This window comes from Pantoea sp. FN0307 (assembly GCF_050113815.1).
In the GTDB taxonomy this organism is placed as follows: Bacteria; Pseudomonadota; Gammaproteobacteria; order Enterobacterales; family Enterobacteriaceae; genus Mixta; species Mixta alhagi.
On sequence record NZ_JBNJSO010000007.1, the window covers coordinates 152,027 to 171,785 of the forward strand.

15 protein-coding genes are annotated in these 19,759 nt (G+C 53.0%); 7 read left to right on the forward strand and 8 right to left on the reverse strand.

Features of this window, described 5'->3' with window-relative positions; translation table 11 throughout:
• The first annotated feature begins 5 nt into the window (after positions 1–5).
• Together rapZ and npr are read left to right on the forward strand one after the other, a co-directional pair.
• On the forward strand, positions 6–860 hold the full coding sequence (gene rapZ, locus ACQE3Z_RS18145) for an RNase adapter RapZ (protein ID WP_250651597.1): 855 nt from the start codon (positions 6–8) through the stop codon (positions 858–860).
• The gene (gene npr / locus ACQE3Z_RS18150) at positions 857–1,129 is read left to right on the forward strand and encodes a PTS phosphocarrier protein NPr (RefSeq protein ID WP_085068341.1); all 273 of its coding nucleotides are present in this window, start codon (positions 857–859) and stop codon (positions 1,127–1,129) included. Before rapZ ends, npr begins: the two co-directional genes overlap by 4 nt.
• A gap of 8 nt (positions 1,130–1,137) precedes the next feature.
• Here the strand turns inward: npr and mtgA are convergent, their stop codons facing one another.
• Both mtgA and arcB read right to left on the reverse strand, forming a co-directional pair.
• Positions 1,138–1,854 carry a monofunctional biosynthetic peptidoglycan transglycosylase gene (mtgA, locus tag ACQE3Z_RS18155; protein WP_426974857.1) on the reverse strand — a complete coding sequence of 239 codons (717 nt, stop codon included), beginning with the start codon at positions 1,852–1,854 and terminating at the stop codon, positions 1,138–1,140.
• Positions 1,855–2,741: 887 nt separating this feature from the next.
• Entirely contained in the window at positions 2,742–5,078 is a 2,337-nt protein-coding gene (gene arcB / locus ACQE3Z_RS18160; protein ID WP_426974858.1) for an aerobic respiration two-component sensor histidine kinase ArcB, read from the reverse strand.
• An 858-nt stretch (positions 5,079–5,936) separates the two neighbouring features.
• Between arcB and gltB the strand changes: the two genes are divergently transcribed.
• Entirely contained in the window at positions 5,937–10,406 is a 4,470-nt protein-coding gene (gene gltB / locus ACQE3Z_RS18165; protein WP_426974859.1) for a glutamate synthase large subunit, read from the forward strand.
• A gap of 10 nt (positions 10,407–10,416) precedes the next feature.
• Entirely contained in the window at positions 10,417–11,835 is a 1,419-nt protein-coding gene (locus ACQE3Z_RS18170) for a glutamate synthase small subunit (protein ID WP_085068349.1), read from the forward strand.
• 51 nt (positions 11,836–11,886) lie between these two features.
• Here ACQE3Z_RS18170 and sspB read toward each other — a convergent pair whose 3' ends face one another.
• From sspB to zapE, 5 genes are all read right to left on the reverse strand, one after another.
• Positions 11,887–12,375 carry a ClpXP protease specificity-enhancing factor gene (gene sspB / locus ACQE3Z_RS18175; RefSeq protein ID WP_085068351.1) on the reverse strand — a complete coding sequence of 163 codons (489 nt, stop codon included), beginning with the start codon at positions 12,373–12,375 and terminating at the stop codon, positions 11,887–11,889.
• 5 nt (positions 12,376–12,380) lie between these two features.
• Positions 12,381–13,022, reverse strand: a complete 642-nt coding sequence (sspA, locus tag ACQE3Z_RS18180; protein WP_249893174.1) for a stringent starvation protein SspA — start codon at positions 13,020–13,022, stop codon at positions 12,381–12,383.
• Between the two features lie 298 nt (positions 13,023–13,320).
• Complete coding sequence (gene rpsI / locus ACQE3Z_RS18185) at positions 13,321–13,713, reverse strand: 30S ribosomal protein S9 (RefSeq protein WP_085068355.1); 393 nt, start codon at positions 13,711–13,713, stop codon at positions 13,321–13,323.
• 15 nt (positions 13,714–13,728) lie between these two features.
• Positions 13,729–14,157, reverse strand: a complete 429-nt coding sequence (gene rplM, locus ACQE3Z_RS18190) for a 50S ribosomal protein L13 (RefSeq protein ID WP_006121722.1) — start codon at positions 14,155–14,157, stop codon at positions 13,729–13,731.
• A 226-nt stretch (positions 14,158–14,383) separates the two neighbouring features.
• Positions 14,384–15,511 (reverse strand): cell division protein ZapE, encoded by a 1,128-nt coding sequence (gene zapE / locus ACQE3Z_RS18195; RefSeq protein WP_426974860.1) that lies wholly within the window; start codon positions 15,509–15,511, stop codon positions 14,384–14,386.
• Positions 15,512–15,685: 174 nt separating this feature from the next.
• On the opposite strand from zapE, the gene zapG reads away from it, so the two are divergent.
• From zapG to degS, 3 genes are all read left to right on the forward strand, one after another.
• Positions 15,686–16,087 (forward strand): Z-ring associated protein ZapG, encoded by a 402-nt coding sequence (gene zapG, locus ACQE3Z_RS18200; RefSeq protein ID WP_085068359.1) that lies wholly within the window; start codon positions 15,686–15,688, stop codon positions 16,085–16,087.
• A 108-nt stretch (positions 16,088–16,195) separates the two neighbouring features.
• Entirely contained in the window at positions 16,196–17,566 is a 1,371-nt protein-coding gene (gene degQ, locus ACQE3Z_RS18205; RefSeq protein ID WP_426974861.1) for a serine endoprotease DegQ, read from the forward strand.
• A gap of 94 nt (positions 17,567–17,660) precedes the next feature.
• A complete protein-coding gene (gene degS, locus ACQE3Z_RS18210; protein ID WP_426974862.1) occupies positions 17,661–18,716 on the forward strand; it encodes an outer membrane-stress sensor serine endopeptidase DegS in 1,056 nt (351 codons plus the stop codon).
• 99 nt (positions 18,717–18,815) lie between these two features.
• Here degS and mdh read toward each other — a convergent pair whose 3' ends face one another.
• Positions 18,816–19,751 carry a malate dehydrogenase gene (gene mdh, locus ACQE3Z_RS18215; RefSeq protein ID WP_426974863.1) on the reverse strand — a complete coding sequence of 312 codons (936 nt, stop codon included), beginning with the start codon at positions 19,749–19,751 and terminating at the stop codon, positions 18,816–18,818.
• Positions 19,752–19,759 lie beyond the last annotated feature (8 nt).

A 19,759-nucleotide genomic window follows, 5' to 3' on the forward strand; every position in this document is an offset into this window, starting at 1 on the left:
ACTTAATGGTGCTGATGATCGTCAGCGGTCGTTCAGGCTCAGGGAAATCTGTCGCGTTACGCGCGCTGGAAGATATGGGTTTTTACTGTGTAGATAACCTGCCGGTAACGTTACTGCCCGAGCTGGCAAGCTCGCTGGCCGCACGCAATATTTCTGCGGCGGTCAGTATTGATGTCCGCAATATGCCGGAATCACCGGACGTGCTGGAAAAAGCCTTAACCGGCCTGCCCAACAGCTTTTCACCTCAGCTGCTGTTTCTGGACGCCGATCGTAACACCCTGATCCGCCGCTATAGTGACACCCGCCGACTACATCCGCTTTCCAGTAAAAACTTATCGCTGGAAAGCGCCATTGATGAAGAGAACGATCTTTTAGAACCGTTGCGCTCACGTGCCGATCTGATTGTTGATACTTCCGAAATGTCCGTGCATGAGCTGGCAGAAATGCTGCGTACCCGCCTGCTGGGCAAACGTGAACGCGAACTGACGATGGTGTTTGAATCGTTCGGCTATAAGCATGGTATTCCTATCGATGCCGACTATGTGTTTGACGTGCGTTTTCTGCCGAACCCTCACTGGGATCCCAAGCTGCGCCCAATGACCGGCCTCGATCGCCCGGTGGCGGCCTTCCTCGATCGCCATACTGAAGTGCATAACTTTATTTATCAGACGCGCAGCTATCTGGAGCTGTGGCTGCCCATGCTGGAAACCAATAATCGCAGCTATTTAACTGTCGCCATTGGTTGTACCGGCGGTAAGCACCGTTCCGTTTATATTGCCGAACAGTTGGCCGATTACTTCCGTTCACGCGGTAAAAATGTTCAGTCCCGTCATCGTACGCTGGAAAAACGTAAATCATGACCGTCAGACAAACCGTTGAAATCAAGAATAAGCTGGGCATGCATGCGCGCCCGGCAATGAAGCTGTTTGAACTGGTGCAGAGTTTTGATGCTGAAGTGCTGTTGCGCAATGAGACAGGCACCGAAGCCGAGGCCAGCAGCGTCATTGCGCTGTTGATGCTCGACTCGGCAAAAGGCGGTCATATAGAAATTGAAGCCAGCGGCCCGCAAGAACAGCAGGCGCTGGCGGCGGTAATCGAGCTGTTTGAAGCCGGCTTCGACGAAGAGTAAGCGTACCTCTACAGATTATGCTGCCGGATAAAGCCCGTGCCGCCCAGCTGGCTCATCTGGCGCATAATCCACGCCTGACGCTGCCGTACATAGCCTGAAGGCGCATCGGCGCGAAAGCGCAGCGGATTGGGCAGGACCGCAGCCAAAAGCGCCGCTTCTGACATAGTCAGTCTGCTGGCGGGCTTATGAAAATAGCGCTGCGCAGCGGCTTCAACGCCAAAGATCCCGTCGCCAAACTCAGCAATATTCAGATAGACCGTCAGAATACGTCTCTTGCTCCATACGCTTTCCAGCCCCAGCGTTAAACCTGCTTCCAGACCTTTACGCAGCCAGCTGCGCCCATCCCACAGAAACAAATTTTTTGCCGTTTGCTGCGTCAATGTAGAGGCGCCACGCAGTCGGCCGTTCTGGTTATCAATTACCGACTCAATGGCTTCAACATCAAACCCCCAGTGAGCCGGGAATTTTTGATCCTCAGCGGCAATTACCGCCAGCGGCATCCAGGGGGATATCTCATCTCTGGAAACCCAGTCAGAATGTGCCACCCATGTGAAATCCCCTGTTAGCCATGCAGAAACCTGCCGCTCTGCCATCACGGCTGAAAACGGTACCGGCAAAAAGGCAAAAAGCGCAATTCCGGCCAGCCAAAGTCCCCCAACAAGCATGACTGTTCGCGCCAGCCAGCGCCGAGCCATGCTTAAGAAACCCCCTTTATTTTTCCTCATTTTCTCTCTTCCGCTATTGGTTTTATAACTTATTAATCACGGTTGTTACTGACTTCTTTTGCGTGGCGATCAAGCGCAAAAAAGCTGATAAAAAATGGCGCTTCTTGACTGAATTTTCTGAATCACAACTTTAGAATTTGTAAAATTCTTCCTACATCAATGGTTTCCATGCCAGCGGAATCGGTTCCAAAGTTTAGTCTATTTGTTGTTTAACGCGATTTTACCCAAACATACCGCCGAACACCCATAAGAAAAAACATTTAAACTATTTATAAATAGGACGATAACTCAACACTTAAAAGATGGAAATGGCAAAATTAATTGAAGTAATCTTCCCTTTCATCCTCTTGCCGGTAGCTGATTTTCATTTTATAAATGCTTTTTATCGCCGGTTGTATGCGTTTCCACCACCAGTAAACAACCAGGCCGTCTAAAGGGTTAGACGCTCCTTTTATTCAGCCGGTTTTGGCATGAATTATCACTCAGTAAAATTTAGTAATATTAAGAGTTTAATTACAAATTTTATGTTGATCCGGTACGAAGAAGTGTTAAAAAATAAGAGCCCAGCCAGAGCTTCTTAAAGCGAAAAGATTTTTGTAATGAAAACCTTTACAAAAGCTTAAACTGACGCCAATATAGGGCCTCAGTTAATTCCTTGCTTGACTGTGTCAGTAAATTAATGTTTTCTGTATATGAACGCTGGCGCACATCACATATTTTAATGAATCATTTAACAGATACGTTGAGATTTGCTAAGGTGTGTCAAAGCGTTAACCAATACCATGCTTGTGCCGCTTGTGAACTCTTCAAAGAAATGGCGTGAGCAACCTTTTCCCTGGTGTTGGCGCAGTATTCGCGCACCCCGGCACAAGCCGGGGTCATTTTTTTCAGCGTCCTGCTTCCTGTTGTTCAATCCATTCCCGCAATACGGCCACATCATGCCGCCATTCTTGTTTGAGTTCGTCGATCCACTCCTGGACGTTATCCCACCATGCTGGCAGCTCCGGACTCTGAATCTGCTTCGCTAGCTGCTGTAGGTGCTGTAAGCCAACCGAGCCCGCAGCGCCTTTGATTTTATGCCCTTCCTCAGCAATTCCCTTTTGATCGCGCGCCATCATGTTGGAATCCAGCACCGCCAGATAGCCAGGCAACAGCTGCTCAAACATATCAAGGCTGCGGGTAATAAGTGACGGGCCGACCAGCTCGGCATATTGCTCCAGCATTGGCAGGTCCAGTAACGCCAGTTTCTTCTCATCCAGTTGAGCGTGCGGCTCGATCGGAGCGATCTCCTGATAGTCCCAAAACTTTTTGATCATTGCCGTTAATGCCGGCACCGCCAGCGGTTTACTGAGTACGTCATCCATGCCCGCATCCAGATACTCTTTTTTATCTTTCAGGACATTGGCCGTCAGCGCGATCAGCGGCGGCAGGCTCTGCCCGCTAAAGCGCTGATGAATGGCGCGCGCCACATCCAAACCCGTCATATCCGGCAGCTGAATATCCAGTAGCACCAGATCAAATTCATCGGGATCAAACATATCCAGCGCCGCCTGTCCGGTCATGGCAACCTCAACGCTATTCCCCAGCTTCTCCAGTACAGAACGCGCAACGACAACATTTAACTCAATATCCTCAACCAGCAGCACGTGTAGCGCAGGCAGCGGCATCTCGTCGGCCAGCATCTCATCCTCTACCTCTTCAGCGATTTGCGGCGCGTTCAGCGTCACCGTAAAGCACGCCCCTTCACCTGGCTGGCTGCGCACGGTGATATCCCCGCCCATGGCCTGCGCTAAACGTCGGGATACCGCAAGGCCGATACCGGTGCCGGTAGCGGGTTTGCCGCCGTGCTGGTCTTTAACCTGATAATACATCGCAAAGATTTTATCCTGCTCATCAAGCGGGATCCCCATCCCGGAATCCTCCACTTCAAAGCGTAGTTTCTCTGCCTCATAGGCAACCCGCACGATAATTTCACCCTGTTGAGTGAACTTCACCGCGTTACCAATCAGGTTCCACAGGATCTGACGCAGGCGCGTGCCGTCGGCGACGATTTTATGAGGCAGCGGCAGCTGAGGTTGCAGGACAAACTTCAATCCTTTCGGTTGGGCCAGCAGGCCGGATAAATTCTCTAAGTCTGCGAGGAAGCCGGTAAAATCGAGCGGCTGATTATCCAGCTGTACCTTACGACGCTCGATCTTATCCATCTCGATCACATCATTAAAAATATTGCCCAGCGTTATCGCAGAAACATGAATGGTTTTGAGATATTTAAGTTGTTCCTGATTCAGCTCGGTATCCAGCAAAATACGGCTGAGGCCAACAATGCCGTTAAGCGGCGTACGCAGCTCGTGGCTGATGGTTGAGATAAAGGTGGTCTTCTCACGGCTGGCGTTCTCCAGCGCGTCCTGATAGCGCTTACGCTCGGTAATATCGCGGCCAAAACCCATCAGGCCGCTGCGTTTGCCTACGCGGTCATAATAAGGCACTTTACGGATCTCAAAGCAGGCTTTGCGTCCGTCAGGATATTGCAGCCACTGCTCATAGGTTAGCGAAACATTATGCCGGAAAACTTTTTCATCCGTTTCCAGCACTTTTGTCGCGGCTTCTTCATCGTAAACCTCTTTTGGCGTCAGGCCGATCAACTGTTTTTCACTTTTTCCTGTTAACAGCTCCATTGCCCGGTTACAGCCGGAAAATTGCTGATCAATATTGCGGTAGAAAACCAGATCCGGTGAGGCATCCAGAAAGGATCGCAGGAAAGAGGATTGTTGCTCCAGTTCGATTTGCGCCTGCTCGCGACGCGCCATCTCCTCTTTTAACTTATCCACTACCAGCAAACGTGCCTCTTCCGCTTTAATACGGTCAGCAATCTCCTGATTGAGCTGGCTAATGGTTTCCTTCATCTGCTGATTAAGCTCCAGATCGCGGTGGCGCATCTCTTCCAGCTTATCTACCAGACGCGAAAGCCGCTGTCGCGACTCCTCCAGTTGCTCAACAACAACCGACAAAAAATAGACGGCCCACGGCGTAATGAGCAGCCCAAAGAACACGGAGCGCACCATATCAATACTTTCAACATGGCCGCGCAGCAGCATGGTAACCGCCATTTGCACTACCATCGCCAGTACCACCAGCGCCGAGGCTAACAGCAGGGAAAAGCGAATCAGCCCCAGCTTTACCATTAAATCGACATAATATTGCGCCAACAGACGAATTTGTTTCATATCAGCTTCCTTTGGGGTCTCTTCTTCCATCATACCCCACTTTAATGTCAGCGGGACGTGACAAGCTCAAACACGTCTTCAACAGAGAAATAGCCGAAGCTGCACTATTAAAGTGCGAATAAACCCGTTTTAGCCAGTAAAGAAGGTTAGCGGGTCAAAAGCATTGACTATTTTATTAACTCGCATACATTGAAGGGCCCTGTTAATAACAGGTTTATTTCCCGACATCTGATGCTTTTCAAGGCAATGCCTGCGCAATGTCTTTGTCCCTCCATTACCTCAACGAATAATCATTCAAATTAAGCAGCGTTTTAGTCACTCTTCGCTTGATTAATTTTCCTTATAACTCTGCCGTGGTTTATACAAAAAAGACGCCATAAGAAAAACAGATGCATCCTGCAGTTCATAGAGATTTAACAGCATATAATGCTGCAATACACGTCAGCACTAGCATGGTGCAGAGATTTGGCCGCTGCACTATAGTGAGACAGCTCACACTATGCGGGTATGCTTACCGTTATCGCCTGCCACCAAAACCACTTAAAAAATCATATTTAACAATGAGTTAATTCAAAGAACCGTAAAAAAGCATAAGTAAGAACGCTATTTGACCTCTTTGCGCTTTCCCGATAAGTTGGAAATCCGCTGGAAGCTTTTCGGATGAGTGTTCCACTCATCATATTTATGCAGTAATTGAGATTCCCTCTGAAACAAGTCCGCAATACTTGTGACACCGATGCCTGAGGCCATGAATGGGAGCACGCGACCGGTAGCGTATGATGCGCAATCCTGCCGCCAGCCCTTTCTACGCCCGCCGTCGGCGCCGGGAATCCGCAGAGCCTGGGGAGGTTCACTGAAATGTTGTACGATAAATCCCTTGAAAAGGATAACTGTGGTTTCGGCCTGATCGCTCATATTGAAGGCGAACCCAGCCATAAAGTAGTGCGCACCGCGATTCATGCCCTGGCTCGCATGCAGCACCGCGGCGCAATTCTTGCTGATGGCAAAACCGGTGACGGCTGTGGCCTGCTATTACAAAAGCCCGATCGTTTTTTCCGCATCATTGCGGAAGAACAGAACTGGCGCTTAGCCAAAAATTACGCGGTCGGCATGCTGTTCCTGAGCAAGGACGATGAGCAAGCCCGCGCCAGCCGTCGCATTGTCGAAGAAGAAGTGCTGCGCGAAACCTTATCGATCGTTGGCTGGCGCGAAGTGCCAACCAATCAGGACGTGCTGGGCGAAATCGCCCTCTCCTCTCTGCCGCGCATTGAGCAAATTTTTATTAACGCCCCCGCTGGCTGGCGTCCGCGTGATATGGAGCGCCGCCTGTATATGGCGCGTCGTCGTATTGAGAAGCGTATCGAAGCGCTGGGCGATAAAGAGTTCTATATCTGCAGCTTCTCCAACCAGGTCAATATCTATAAAGGTCTCTGTATGCCGGCAGACCTGCCGCGCTTCTACCTTGACCTGGCGGATCTGCGCATGGAATCGGCCATCTGCCTGTTCCATCAGCGCTTTTCCACGAACACCGTGCCACGCTGGCCGCTGGCGCAGCCGTTCCGCTATATGGCGCATAACGGTGAAATCAATACCATTGCCGGTAACCGGCAATGGGCACGCGCACGCGCCTATAAATTCCAGACGCCGCTGATCCCCGATTTACAGGATGCCTCACCGTTCGTGAATGAAACCGGCTCTGACTCCAGCTCCATGGATAATATGCTGGAACTGTTCCTGAATGGCGGGATGGATCTGATCCGCGCGATGCGTCTGCTGGTGCCGCCTGCCTGGCAAAATAATCCCAATATGGATCCTGAGCTGCGCGCCTTTTTTGACTTTAACTCCATGCATATGGAACCGTGGGATGGCCCGGCCGGCATTGTAATGTCTGATGGTCGCTATGCAGCCTGTAACCTCGACCGTAACGGTCTGCGACCGGCGCGCTATGTGATCACCAAAGATAAGCTGATCACCTGTGCCTCTGAAGTCGGTATTTGGGATTATCAGCCAGATGAGGTGCTGGAAAAAGGCCGCGTTGGGCCAGGCGAACTGATGGTTATCGATACCCGAGCGGGCCGTATTCTGCACTCCGCCGAAACCGATAACGATCTGAAAAGCCGTCATCCTTACCAGTCATGGATGGAGAAAAACGTTAAGCGCCTGATCCCGTTTGAGGATCTGCCTGACGATCAGGTTGGCCGCCGCGAGCTGGATGACACCACGCTTGCCACTTACCAGAAACAGTTCGCCTACAGCAGCGAAGAGCTGGATCAGATTATTCGCGTGCTGGGTGAAAACGGTCAGGAAGCGGTGGGCTCAATGGGCGATGATACCCCGTTCGCCGTGCTTTCCAGCCGTCCCCGCATTATTTATGACTATTTCCGCCAGCAGTTCGCGCAGGTCACTAACCCGCCGATCGATCCGCTGCGTGAAAATCATGTTATGTCGCTGGCGACCAGCATCGGTCGCGAGATGAATGTCTTCTGCGAAGCGGAAGGCCAGGCACATCGCGTCTCGTTTAAGTCGCCGATCCTGCTCTATTCCGACTTCCGTCAGCTAACGACGATGGAAGGCGAATACTATCGCGCCGATACGCTTGACTGCACTTTTAATCCCGCGGAACAAACGCTGGAAGCGACGATGCATCAGCTTTGCGATCGAGCTGAAAGCATGGTGCGTAACGGTACCGTACTGCTGGTGCTCTCCGATCGGGCTATTGCAGAAGATCGTCTGCCGGTCCCGGCACCGATGGCGGTGGGGGCGATTCAGGCGCGCCTGGTTGAGAAAAACCTGCGCTGCGATGCCAATATCATTGTCGAAACCGCCAGCGCGCGCGATCCGCATCACTTCGCCGTACTGCTGGGATTCGGCGCGACCGCTATCTACCCTTACCTTGCCTATGAATCACTGGCGAAAATGGCCGATAGCGGCGTGATTGAGAAAGATTACCGTACGCTGATGCTGAACTACCGTAACGGTATCAACAAAGGCCTGTACAAGATCATGTCCAAAATGGGCATCTCAACCATCGCCTCTTACCGCTGCTCTAAGCTGTTTGAAGCGGTTGGCCTGCATAAAGAAGTCTCTTCGCTCTGCTTCCAGGGCGTGGTTAGCCGTATCAATGGCGCCAGCTTCGCAGATTTCCAGCAGGATCTGATTAATCTGGCAAAACGCGCCTGGCTTCAGCGCAAGCCGCTGGAACAGGGCGGTCTGCTGAAATATGTGCATGGCGGGGAGTACCATGCGTATAACCCCGATGTAGTGGCAACGCTGCAAAAAGCGGTGCAGAGTGGGGAATATAGCGATTACCAGCTCTATGCCCGCGAGGTAAACGAGCGTCCGGTCGCTACGCTGCGCGATCTGCTGGCGATCCAGCCAGGCACCCAGCCGGTAAGGCTGGATGAGGTTGAGCCTGCCAGTGAACTCTACAAGCGTTTTGATACCGCTGCGATGTCCATTGGCGCGCTGAGCCCGGAAGCCCATGAATCGCTGGCTGAGGCGATGAACAGCCTGGGCGGCTACTCTAACTCCGGCGAAGGCGGTGAAGATCCGGCGCGTTACGGAACCAATAAAGTGTCGCGCATTAAACAGGTTGCTTCCGGCCGCTTTGGCGTTACGCCCGCTTATCTGGTTAACGCAGATGTTATCCAGATCAAAGTGGCGCAGGGCGCGAAACCTGGCGAAGGTGGACAGCTGCCGGGCGATAAGGTGACGCCTTATATCGCTAAGCTGCGTTATTCCGTACCGGGCGTAACTCTGATTTCACCGCCGCCGCATCATGATATCTACTCGATTGAAGATCTGGCGCAGCTGATTTTCGATCTGAAGCAGGTTAACCCGAAGGCGATGATTTCCGTGAAGCTGGTTTCAGAACCGGGCGTGGGAACGATCGCTACCGGCGTGGCAAAAGCCTATGCCGATTTAATCACTATCGCTGGCTATGATGGCGGTACCGGCGCCAGCCCGCTCAGCTCAGTGAAGTATGCTGGCTGCCCATGGGAGCTGGGGCTGGTGGAAACGCAGCAGGCGCTGGTGGCCAACGGCCTGCGCCATAAGATCCGCCTGCAGGTTGATGGCGGTCTGAAAACCGGGCGAGATATCATCAAAGCGGCGATTCTCGGTGCAGAGAGCTTTGGCTTTGGTACCGGCCCCATGGTGGCGCTCGGCTGTAAATATCTGCGTATTTGCCATCTGAATAACTGTGCGACCGGTGTGGCAACCCAGGATGAAAAGCTGCGTAAAAATCATTACCACGGTCTGCCGTATCGCGTAACCAATTACTTCCAGTTTATCGCACAGGAAACGCGGGAAATTATGGCGGAGCTGGGCGTTAAACGGCTGGTGGATCTGATTGGCCGTACTGACCTGTTAACCGTGCTGGAAGGCTTCACAGCGAAACAGCAGAACCTGGATCTCTCTTCATTGCTGGTAACGGCTACGCCGATGCCGGGTAAAGCGGTGTACTGCACTGAAAGCAGTAACCCGCCGTTTGATAATGGCGACCTTAACAAAGCGCTGTTGCAACAGGCGATGCCTTACGTAGAAGCGAAGCAGAGCAAAACGTTCTGGTTTGACATTCGCAACACCGATCGCTCCGTTGGCGCGACGCTCTCCGGTGCTATCGCCGCGATCCATGGCGATCAGGGACTGGCAGCCGATCCGATCAGAGTGCACTACAGCGGGACAGCAGGACAAAGCTTTGGCGTATGGAACGCCGGCGGCGTTGAGCAGATCCTTACCGGCGACGCCAATGACTACGTGGGCAAAGGGATGGCTGGCGGCACACTGGCTATCCGTCCGCCAGTGGGTTCAGCGTTCCGCAGCCACGAAGCCACCATTGCCGGCAACACCTGCCTGTATGGCGCTACCGGTGGCAAATTGTTTGCGGCAGGCCGCGCAGGTGAACGTTTCGCCGTGCGTAACTCAGGTGCGATTACTGTGGTAGAAGGCATCGGCGATAACGGCTGTGAATATATGACCGGCGGCATTGTTTGCATCCTGGGTAAAACCGGCGTCAACTTTGGCGCAGGGATGACCGGTGGTTTTGCTTACGTACTGGATGAAGATGGCGAATTCCGCAAGCGGGTTAACCCGGAGCTGGTAGAAGTGCTGAAGGTGGACGAGCTGGCGATTCATGAAGAGCATCTGCGTGGTTTAATCACCGAGCATGTTCAGTATACCGGATCGGCGCGCGGCGAAGAGATCCTGGCTAACTGGCCGGAGTGGGCTTCCCGGTTTGCGCTGGTCAAACCAAAATCCAGTGATGTCAAAGCCTTGTTGGGGCATCGCAGTCGTTCCGCAGCTGAGCTGCGGGTGCAGGCGCAGTAAGAGGTAATCAATGAGCCAAAACGTTTATCAGTTTATCGACTTGCAGCGCGTTGATCCGCCGAAAAAACCGCTCAAGATCCGTAAAATTGAGTTTGTAGAAATCTACGAACCTTTTTCGGGAAGTCAGGCGAAAGCCCAGGCGGATCGCTGTTTGTCATGCGGTAACCCCTACTGCGAATGGAAATGTCCGGTACACAACTACATCCCGAACTGGCTTAAGCTGGCCAATGAGGGAAGAATTATCGAAGCGGCTGAGCTATCGCACCAGACAAATAGTCTGCCTGAAGTATGCGGGCGCGTTTGCCCGCAGGATCGCCTGTGCGAAGGCTCCTGTACGCTTAACGATGAGTTTGGTGCTGTCACCATTGGCAACATTGAGCGTTATATCAATGATAAAGCGATGGAGATGGGCTGGCGTCCGGATCTGTCGCACGTTAAGCCCACCGGTAAACGCGTGGCGATCATCGGTGCGGGTCCGGCTGGCCTGGCCTGCGCTGATGTCTTAACCCGCAATGGCGTCAAAGCGGTGGTTTACGATCGGCATCCGGAAATCGGCGGCCTGCTCACCTTTGGTATCCCGGCTTTCAAGCTGGAAAAAGAGGTCATGACGCGTCGCCGCACCATGTTTACTGAGATGGGCATTGAGTTTCAGCTGAATACTGAAGTTGGCCGTGATGTTCAGCTAAGCGATCTGATCAGTGATTTTGATGCGGTGTTCCTTGGCGTTGGCACCTATCAGTCAATGCGTGGCGGACTGGAAAATGAAGATGCGCCGGGCGTGTACGATGCCCTGCCGTTCCTGATCGCCAATACGCGTCAAATCATGGGCTTTGATGAGCTGGCTGAGCAACCCTATATCAATATGCAAGGCAAACGCGTGGTGGTATTGGGCGGCGGCGATACGGCGATGGACTGTGTACGCACCTCTATTCGTCAGGGCGCGACGCACGTAACCTGCGCCTATCGTCGCGATGAAGAGAACATGCCGGGCTCACGCCGGGAAGTTAAAAACGCACGTGAAGAAGGCGTGGAATTCCAGTTCAATCTGCAGCCGTTAGGCGTGGAGATAAACGGTAACGGTCGTGTCTGCGGCGTCAGGGTTGCCCGCACTGAAATGGGCCAGCCCGATGCACAAGGTCGTCGTCGTGCTGAAATCGTTGCCGGTTCTGAGCATATTCTGCCCGCCGACGCGGTCGTCGTTGCCTTTGGCTTCCGTCCGCATAAAATGGAATGGCTGGAGCAGTTTAGCGTCGAGCTTGACGCACAGGGCCGAATCATTGCGCCAGAAGCAGAAGAAAATGCTTTCCAGACCACTAACCCGAAAATTTTTGCCGGCGGTGATGCAGTACGCGGCTCTGATTTAGTGGTTACTGCGATTGCTGAAGGGCGTAAAGCTGCTGAAGGGATTATGAACTATCTGGAAGTCTGACCAGACTGCCCAATAAAAAAAGCCCGCCTGATTTTGGCGGGCTTTTTATTTTTATTTAACGACGCGTAATGCAGGACGGCCACCGCGCGGCGGCGGATCGTCATCAGGATTATCGCCTTCGGGTTCGGCATCATCAGGACGGTCGCCGTCAATCACGGACATGACCGTCTCTTCCTGTCCCTGAGACAGCTCATCCATATCCTGCAGCTCATAAGCGGGCTCTGGCTCAAACATGGTGCCAGCACCATTCTCACGCGCATAGATAGCCAGCACTGCCGCGATAGGCACGCTAACCTGACGAGGAACGCCGCCGAAGCGCGCATTAAAGCGCACCTCATCATTACCCAGCTCCAGATTGCCGACGGCACGCGGCGCGATGTTCAATACAATCTGTCCATCACGTGCATACTCAAGCGGCACCAACACGCCAGGCAGATTGATGTCCACCACTAAATGCGGCGTGAGCTGATTGTCCAACAGCCACTCATAAAAAGCGCGCAGCAGGTAAGGACGGCGAGCGGTAAGCTGAGACATTTCCATAGCCGTTAGCCCCGGGCTTGCAGGCGCATTTCGCGTTCTGCTTCGGTCAGCGAAGCGAGGAAAGAGTCACGCTCAAATACGCGTGTCATGTAGCCTTTAAGTTCTTTCGTTCCGCTGCCCACCAGTTCCACGCCAAGCAACGGCAAACGCCACAACAGCGGAGCCAGATAGCAGTCTACCAGGCTGAACTCTTCACTCAGGAAGAAAGGCGTGCGCGTAAACAGCGGCGCAATCGCCAGCAGCTCTTCACGCAGCTGCTTACGTGCCGTTTCCGCCTGCTGAGCGGAGCCGGTTTCAATAGTGCGCATCAGGCTGTACCAGTCTTGCTCAATACGATGCATCATCAGACGGCTTTCACCACGTGCAACCGGATAAACAGGCATCAGTGGCGGATGCGGGAAGCGCTCGTCGAGGTATTCCATAATGATGCGTGATTGATACAGCGTCAGCTCACGATCGACCAGCGTAGGCACGGTACGATACGGGTTGAGGTCAATCAGATCCTGCGGCAGATTATCCATTTCAACCTGCTCGATCTCAACGCTGACACCTTTTTCTGCCAGTACGATACGCACCTGATGGCTGAAAATGTCAGTCGGACCAGAAAACAGCGTCATTACCGAACGTTTGTTGGCAGCGACAGCCATGAAAACCTCCAAGTTTATCCAGAATACAGTGCGAATAGCCAACCGCGCGGCGACTAACCTGCTTGACGAAACCACCCGCAGCGGAGCGACGCCAATCCTTTCCTGTCAGGACGCTCTCCGTTTAACGGGCGCAAAGTGACAGTCAGTTTACCAGATTTTAGGCAGCTTGTGGGGATGGGCAAAAAGAATTGCCGGTAAAAAGGCGGCATTTACCTCTGTTTTACGGCTTTTTACGCATAAAAAAACCCAGCGCAAGGCGCCGGGTTTTTTGTAACTGTTGCTGCCGAAGCAGAAACAATTAACGTTTGGAGAACTGCGGACGACGACGTGCTTTACGCAGGCCGACTTTCTTACGTTCAACTTCACGAGCATCACGAGTAACGAAGCCAGCTTTACGCAGTTCGCCACGCAGGGACTCGTCGTACTCCATCAGAGCGCGGGTGATACCGTGACGGATCGCACCAGCCTGACCAGAGATACCACCACCTTTAACGGTGATGTAGAGATCGAATTTACCAACCAGATCCAGCAGTTCCAGCGGCTGACGAACTACCATGCGGGCAGTTTCACGACCGAAGTACTGTTCCAGAGAACGCTGGTTGATAACGATGTTACCGCTACCCGGCTTGATAAAGACGCGAGCGGAAGAGCTTTTGCGGCGACCAGTGCCGTAGTTTTGATTCTCAGCCATTGCCTGTAATCCCGATTAAATGTCAAGAACTTGCGGTTGCTGTGCCGCATGGTTGTGCTCGTTGCCCGCGTAAACTTTCAGTTTACGGTACATAGCACGACCCAGCGGGCCCTTCGGCAGCATACCTTTAACCGCGATTTCAATTACGCGCTCAGGACGGCGAGCAATCATCTCTTCGAAGGTCGCTTGCTTGATACCACCGATATGACCGGTGTGATGGTAATAGATCTTATCGCTACGCTTGTTACCGGTTACGGCAACTTTTTCTGCGTTCAGAACGATGATGTAATCACCAGTATCAACGTGCGGAGTGTATTCCGCTTTATGCTTGCCACGCAGACGGCGAGCCAGTTCAGTCGCTAAACGACCTAAAGTTTTGCCCGTCGCGTCAACGACATACCAGTCACGTTGGACGGTTTCTGGCTTAGCTGTAAAAGTTTTCATCTAAAAGCTTACCCAAATTAAGTTACACGTTGGTGAAATCCCAAACGCTTGAATAAACGGTTGAGGCTCACACGACCTTATCGACCAGCAAGCCACCCCCTCGGACAGTTTTGCCGGTGCTACAAAGTTTCTGGGAAAAAAAACTTTGCCGTAACGTGGGGTCGCAAGATTATAGAGAAGTCGCTGCCAAAGATCGATCACTTTTCAACAAAAAAAGGTGCCGGGCTCAGGTGAGATGCTTTAAGCGCAAATACTCTTCGCTTTGCATCTCCTGCAGACGCGACAGGCAGCGCTGATACTCGAATTTCAGCCGTTCGCCCTGATAAATATCAAACAGCGACGCCTCGGCGGAAACCACCAGCTTTACGTGCCGTTCGTAAAACTCATCCACTAACGCCAGAAAACGCCGCGCACGGTCTTCGCTGCGCGCCTGCATAACCGGGACATCCAGCAGCAGCACGCTATGAAAACGCCGCGAAAGCTCAATGTAATCATGCTGGCTGCGCCCTTCTCCGCACAGCGTGGCGAAGTCGATCGCCAGTACGCCCTTTTCCACACCCTGCGTCGGTAACTGACGGTGATTGATTTCCAGCACCGGCCGCTCTTCGGCCGCCTGCCCTGCCAGCGCGATAAACATGCGGCTCATCGCCTGACGCGTTTCTTCACTTAACGGCGACATCCAGAGATGCGCTGACGTTAACGTACGCAGGCGGTAATCGATGCCTGCATCAACGTTCATGATTTCGCAATGCTGCTTGATCTGCTCAATAGCAGGTAAAAAGCGCGCGCGCTGCAGACCGTTGCGGTAGAGCTCATCAGGCGGGATATTGGAAGTGGCGACCAGGGTAATGCCACGGGCAAAGAGGGCTTCCATCAGGGTGCCCAGCAGCATGGCATCCGTAATATCAGAGACAAAAAACTCATCGAAGCAGAGCACATCCGCCTGGGCTTTAAAGCGGTCCGCCACGATTTCCAGCGGATCGCTTTCACCCTGCAGCGCGGTTAACTCTTCATGCACCCGCAGCATGAAACGATGGAAATGAAGCCGCAGCTTGCGCTCGCCAGGAATAGACTGAAAAAAGAGATCCATCACCCAGGTTTTGCCGCGCCCGACGCCGCCCCACATATAAAGGCCACGCACCGGCGGCGGCTGACTGCTTTTCTCTTTTCCCAGCAGCTTATTGAACTTGCCCAGCCAGCCTGAAGTGGGTTGCTGTTCTGAAAGTTGACGGGCGATAAGCGCCCGCTGAATCGCATCCAGGCGGCTTATCGCCTTATGCTGAACTTCATCAGGTTGATATTCACCTTTATCCAGCGCCTGCTGATAACGCGCCAGCGGAGACATCGTTTGCATTCTTGCTCCTGCTTCCCTAAAAAATGTCAGGCAACTGCCTGTTTGTCGAAAAAAAGTTCGTTCTACACTAAGCGATGCTGCCGCAGGATTCCACTTCCATTAGATTAACGGTTATAGTGGCTACTATTGAAGTGGAACGCCCTACGGAACAACGAGGACAATACGGGAGTCATTATGACCTGGGAATACGGGCTAATTGGTTTAGTCGTTGGCATTATTATCGGCGCTGTCGCCATGCGTTTTGGTAATAAGAAATTGCGCGAGCAGCGCTCGCTGCAGTATGAACTGGAGAAATCCAAAGCGGAGCTGGCGGATTACCGCGAAGAGTTGACCAACCACTTTGCTCATAGCGCAGAGCTGCTGGATAACATGGCGCGTGATTATCGTCAGCTTTATCAGCATATGGCGAAAGGATCTAACGATCTGCTGCCTGACCTGCCGGGTGAGAAAAATCCGTTCTCTTATCAGCTTACCGAAGCGGAAGCGGATAACGATCAGGCACCGGTGCAGATCCCGCGTGATTATTCAGAAAATGCGTCCGGTCTGCTGCGTGGTGAGCGCACGCCACGCAATTGATTCACGGGGCGCGCCAGCGCCCTGTCTTCTTTCGCTTTTTCAAGCCAGCTACCTGAGCTGGCAAGTCACTCTGTCAATCCCCTGTTAAGCAGCGAGAGCGTCGTAACGATGAAGAAAAGATCATTATTGTTGAGCGCGGTAGCCTTATCCGTTGGTTTAAATTTCAGCCTGGCACCTTCAGCCATGGCTTCGCTGCCTTCCCAGGTCCAGAATCAGGCCCTGCCCAGTCTGGCGCCCATGCTGGAGAAAGTGTTGCCGGCCGTGGTCAGCGTTCATGTTGAGGGCACGGCAACCGAAAACGCCGCGCAGGATCTGCCTGAGCCGTTAAAACGCTTTTTCGGTCAGGGACAGGGGGATGCGCAACCTCAGCCTTTCGAAGGACTGGGTTCGGGCGTGATTATTGATGCCCAGAAAGGCTATATTTTAACCAACAACCATGTGGTTAACGGCGCTGATAAAATCAGTGTTCAGCTGAGCGATGGCCGTGAATATGACGCTAAGCTGCTGGGCCGCGATGCTCAGACCGACATTGCGCTTATTCAGGTGTTGAATGCGAAAAACCTGACGCAGGTTAAAGTTGCAGATTCAGACCAGTTACGGGTCGGCGACTTCGCTATCGCCATCGGCAACCCCTTTGGCCTCGGTCAGACAGCAACCTCAGGCATTATCTCTGCGCTGGGCCGCAGCGGGCTGAACCTGGAAGGCCTGGAGAACTTTATTCAGACCGATGCTGCAATTAACCGCGGCAACTCCGGCGGCGCGCTGGTAAATCTTAACGGTGAGCTGATCGGCATCAATACTGCTATTCTTGCCTCCAGCGGTGGCAACATTGGCATCGGCTTTGCTATTCCGGGCAATATGGCTATGGAGCTGGCTAAGCAGCTGATTGAGACTGGCGAAGTAAAACGTGGTCAGTTGGGCATTAAAGGCACGGAAATGACCGCTGATATGGCGCGCGCCTTTAATGTGGATGCCCAACGCGGCGCCTTCGTCTCTGAAGTGCTGCCTAAATCCGCGGCGGCGACCGCTGGAATCAAGTCTGGCGACATTATTACTTCTGTGGACGGCAAGTCCATTACCAGCTTTGCTGAACTGCGGGTGAAAATCGGTACCACGCCGCCGGGCAAAGAGGTAAAAATCGGCCTGCTGCGCGAAGGGAAACCGCTTAGCGTCACGGTGAAGCTTGATGCCAGCGCGCGTACTATGACCAGCGACGAACTCATGACGCCTGCGTTACAGGGCGCGGCGCTCAGCGATGGTCAGCTGCCTGACGGTAATAAAGGCGTTAAGGTAGATAGCGTACAAAAGGCGACGCCGGCGGAGCAGATCGGTTTGCAAAAAGATGATGTCATCATTGGCGTTAACCGCACGCGCGTTCAGAACCTGGATGAGATGCGTAAGGCACTGGCCAGCAAGCCGCCTTTCCTGGCACTGAATATCGTACGCGGCGGTGAAAGCCTCTATCTGCTGCTGCGCTAAAAAAGCGCCATATCATGTTGCGGACACAAGCCCGTGTGTGTCCGCGCAACTCATGATATTCTGCCCCAGTTCTTTTCCGATATAGCTTAACATCATGTTTCTTAAACTCTTGCGCTCGGTAGTTCTGGGGCTGATCGTCGCAGGTATTTTACTGGCGGTGATGCCCGCGTTGCGCATCGGCAGCAGCCTGCTTTCTGTGCCGGAAAGCAGCGCCGATCAAACGCCATTTAGCTTTAATCAGGGAGTACGCCGCGCCGTTCCGGCCGTGGTAAACGTCTATAACCGCAGCGCGTCGAGCAGTAACGGACGAGGTATTACTACGCTCGGCTCCGGCGTGATAATGAATAATAAAGGTTATATCCTGACCAACCGTCACGTTATCAACGGTGCCGATCAGATTATTGTCGCGTTACAGGATGGACGTTTTATTGAGGCTATGCTGGTTGGCTCTGACAGCCTGACCGATCTGGCGGTACTGAAAATCACCGCCACTAACCTGCCGGTTATTCCCATTAACCCGGAACGCATCGCGCACGTGGGCGATATCGTAATGGCTATCGGCAACCCCTATAACCTTGGGCAAACCGTCACCCAGGGCATTATCAGCGCCACTGGCCGCGTAGGCTTAAGCCCTTCCGGGCGACAAAACTTTCTGCAAACCGATGCTTCGATTAACCGGGGCAACTCTGGCGGCGCGCTTATCAACTCCCTGGGCGAGCTGATGGGCATCAATACGCTTTCGTTTGATAAAAGTAACGATGGCGAGACGCCGGAAGGGATCGGCTTTGCAATCCCCACCGCGCTGGCGACAAAAATCATGGATAAGCTTATTCGTGACGGGCGCGTTATTCGCGGCTACATCGGGATTACCGGGCGTGAAGTGCCACCGCTGCATGGACAGAATGCCGGTGTGGATCATATTCAGGGAATTGTAGTGAATACCGTTGCGCCTGAAGGCCCGGCAGCCAAAGCCGGTATTCAGGCGAATGACCTGATTACCAGCGTTAACGGCAAGCCCGCCGTTTCTGCGCAGGAAACCATGGATCAGGTGGCTGAGATACGTCCCGGCTCGGTGATTGATGTGCAGGTTATTCGTAACGATCGGAAACTGACGCTGGAAGTCACCATTCAGGAATATCCGGCGCAATAGCGACGCCGTAACAAGACGCTCGAAGGCTCCTTTTAAAACGGTCTTCTGCTGCGTAATAAAAAAGGGAGCCCTGTGGCTCCCTTTTTAATATCAGTAATATTACTTAACGAACTCTTCGCCCAGCTGAATATCTTTCTTCAGCGTCTCCAGCATGCCTTCCAGCGCTTTTTGCTCAAAGTCGCTCAGTTGGCCAATGGGACGACGCTCAGCCACGCCCTCTTTGCCCAGCAGCAGCGGCTGCGAGAAGAATCGCGCATATTCACCATCGCCCTCAACATAGGCGCACTCTACCACATTGCTTTCACCCTGCAGCGCGCGTACCAGTGACAGACCAAAGCGCGCAGCTGCCTGTCCCATTGACAGCGTAGCGGATCCGCCGCCCGCCTTGGCCTCAACCACTTCCGTACCCGCGTTCTGGATACGTTTGGTCAGATCGGCTACTTCCTGTTCGCTGAAAGAGACGTCTGGCACCTGTGAAAGCAGTGGCAGAATGGTGACGCCGGAGTGTCCACCCACTACCGGTACATTCAGTTCGGTCGGCTGTTTGCCTTTCAGCTCCGCCACGAAAGTGTTTGAGCGGATAATATCCAGCGTAGTCACGCCGAACAGACGATTTTTATCGTAAACGCCGGCTTTTTTCAGCACCTCTGCGGCAATGGCAACGGTGGTGTTTACCGGATTGGTAATGATACCAATCAGCGCTTTAGGAGCAGTTTTAGCCACCTGCTCGATCAGATTGCGTACAATACCGGCATTAACATTAAACAGATCCGAGCGATCCATACCCGGCTTACGTGCCACGCCGGCAGAGATCAATACCACATCGGCGCCCTGCAGTGCAGGCGTTGCATCTTCACCGCTGAAACCTTTGATTTTAACCGGCGTAGGAATGTGGCTTAAATCAACGGCCACACCGGGCGTTACGGGAGCAATATCATACAGAGAGAGTTCTGAACCCGCAGGTAACTGGGTTTTCAGCAGAAGTGCGAGTGCCTGGCCGATACCACCAGCCGCACCGAGAACTGCAACTTTCATCCTAAACT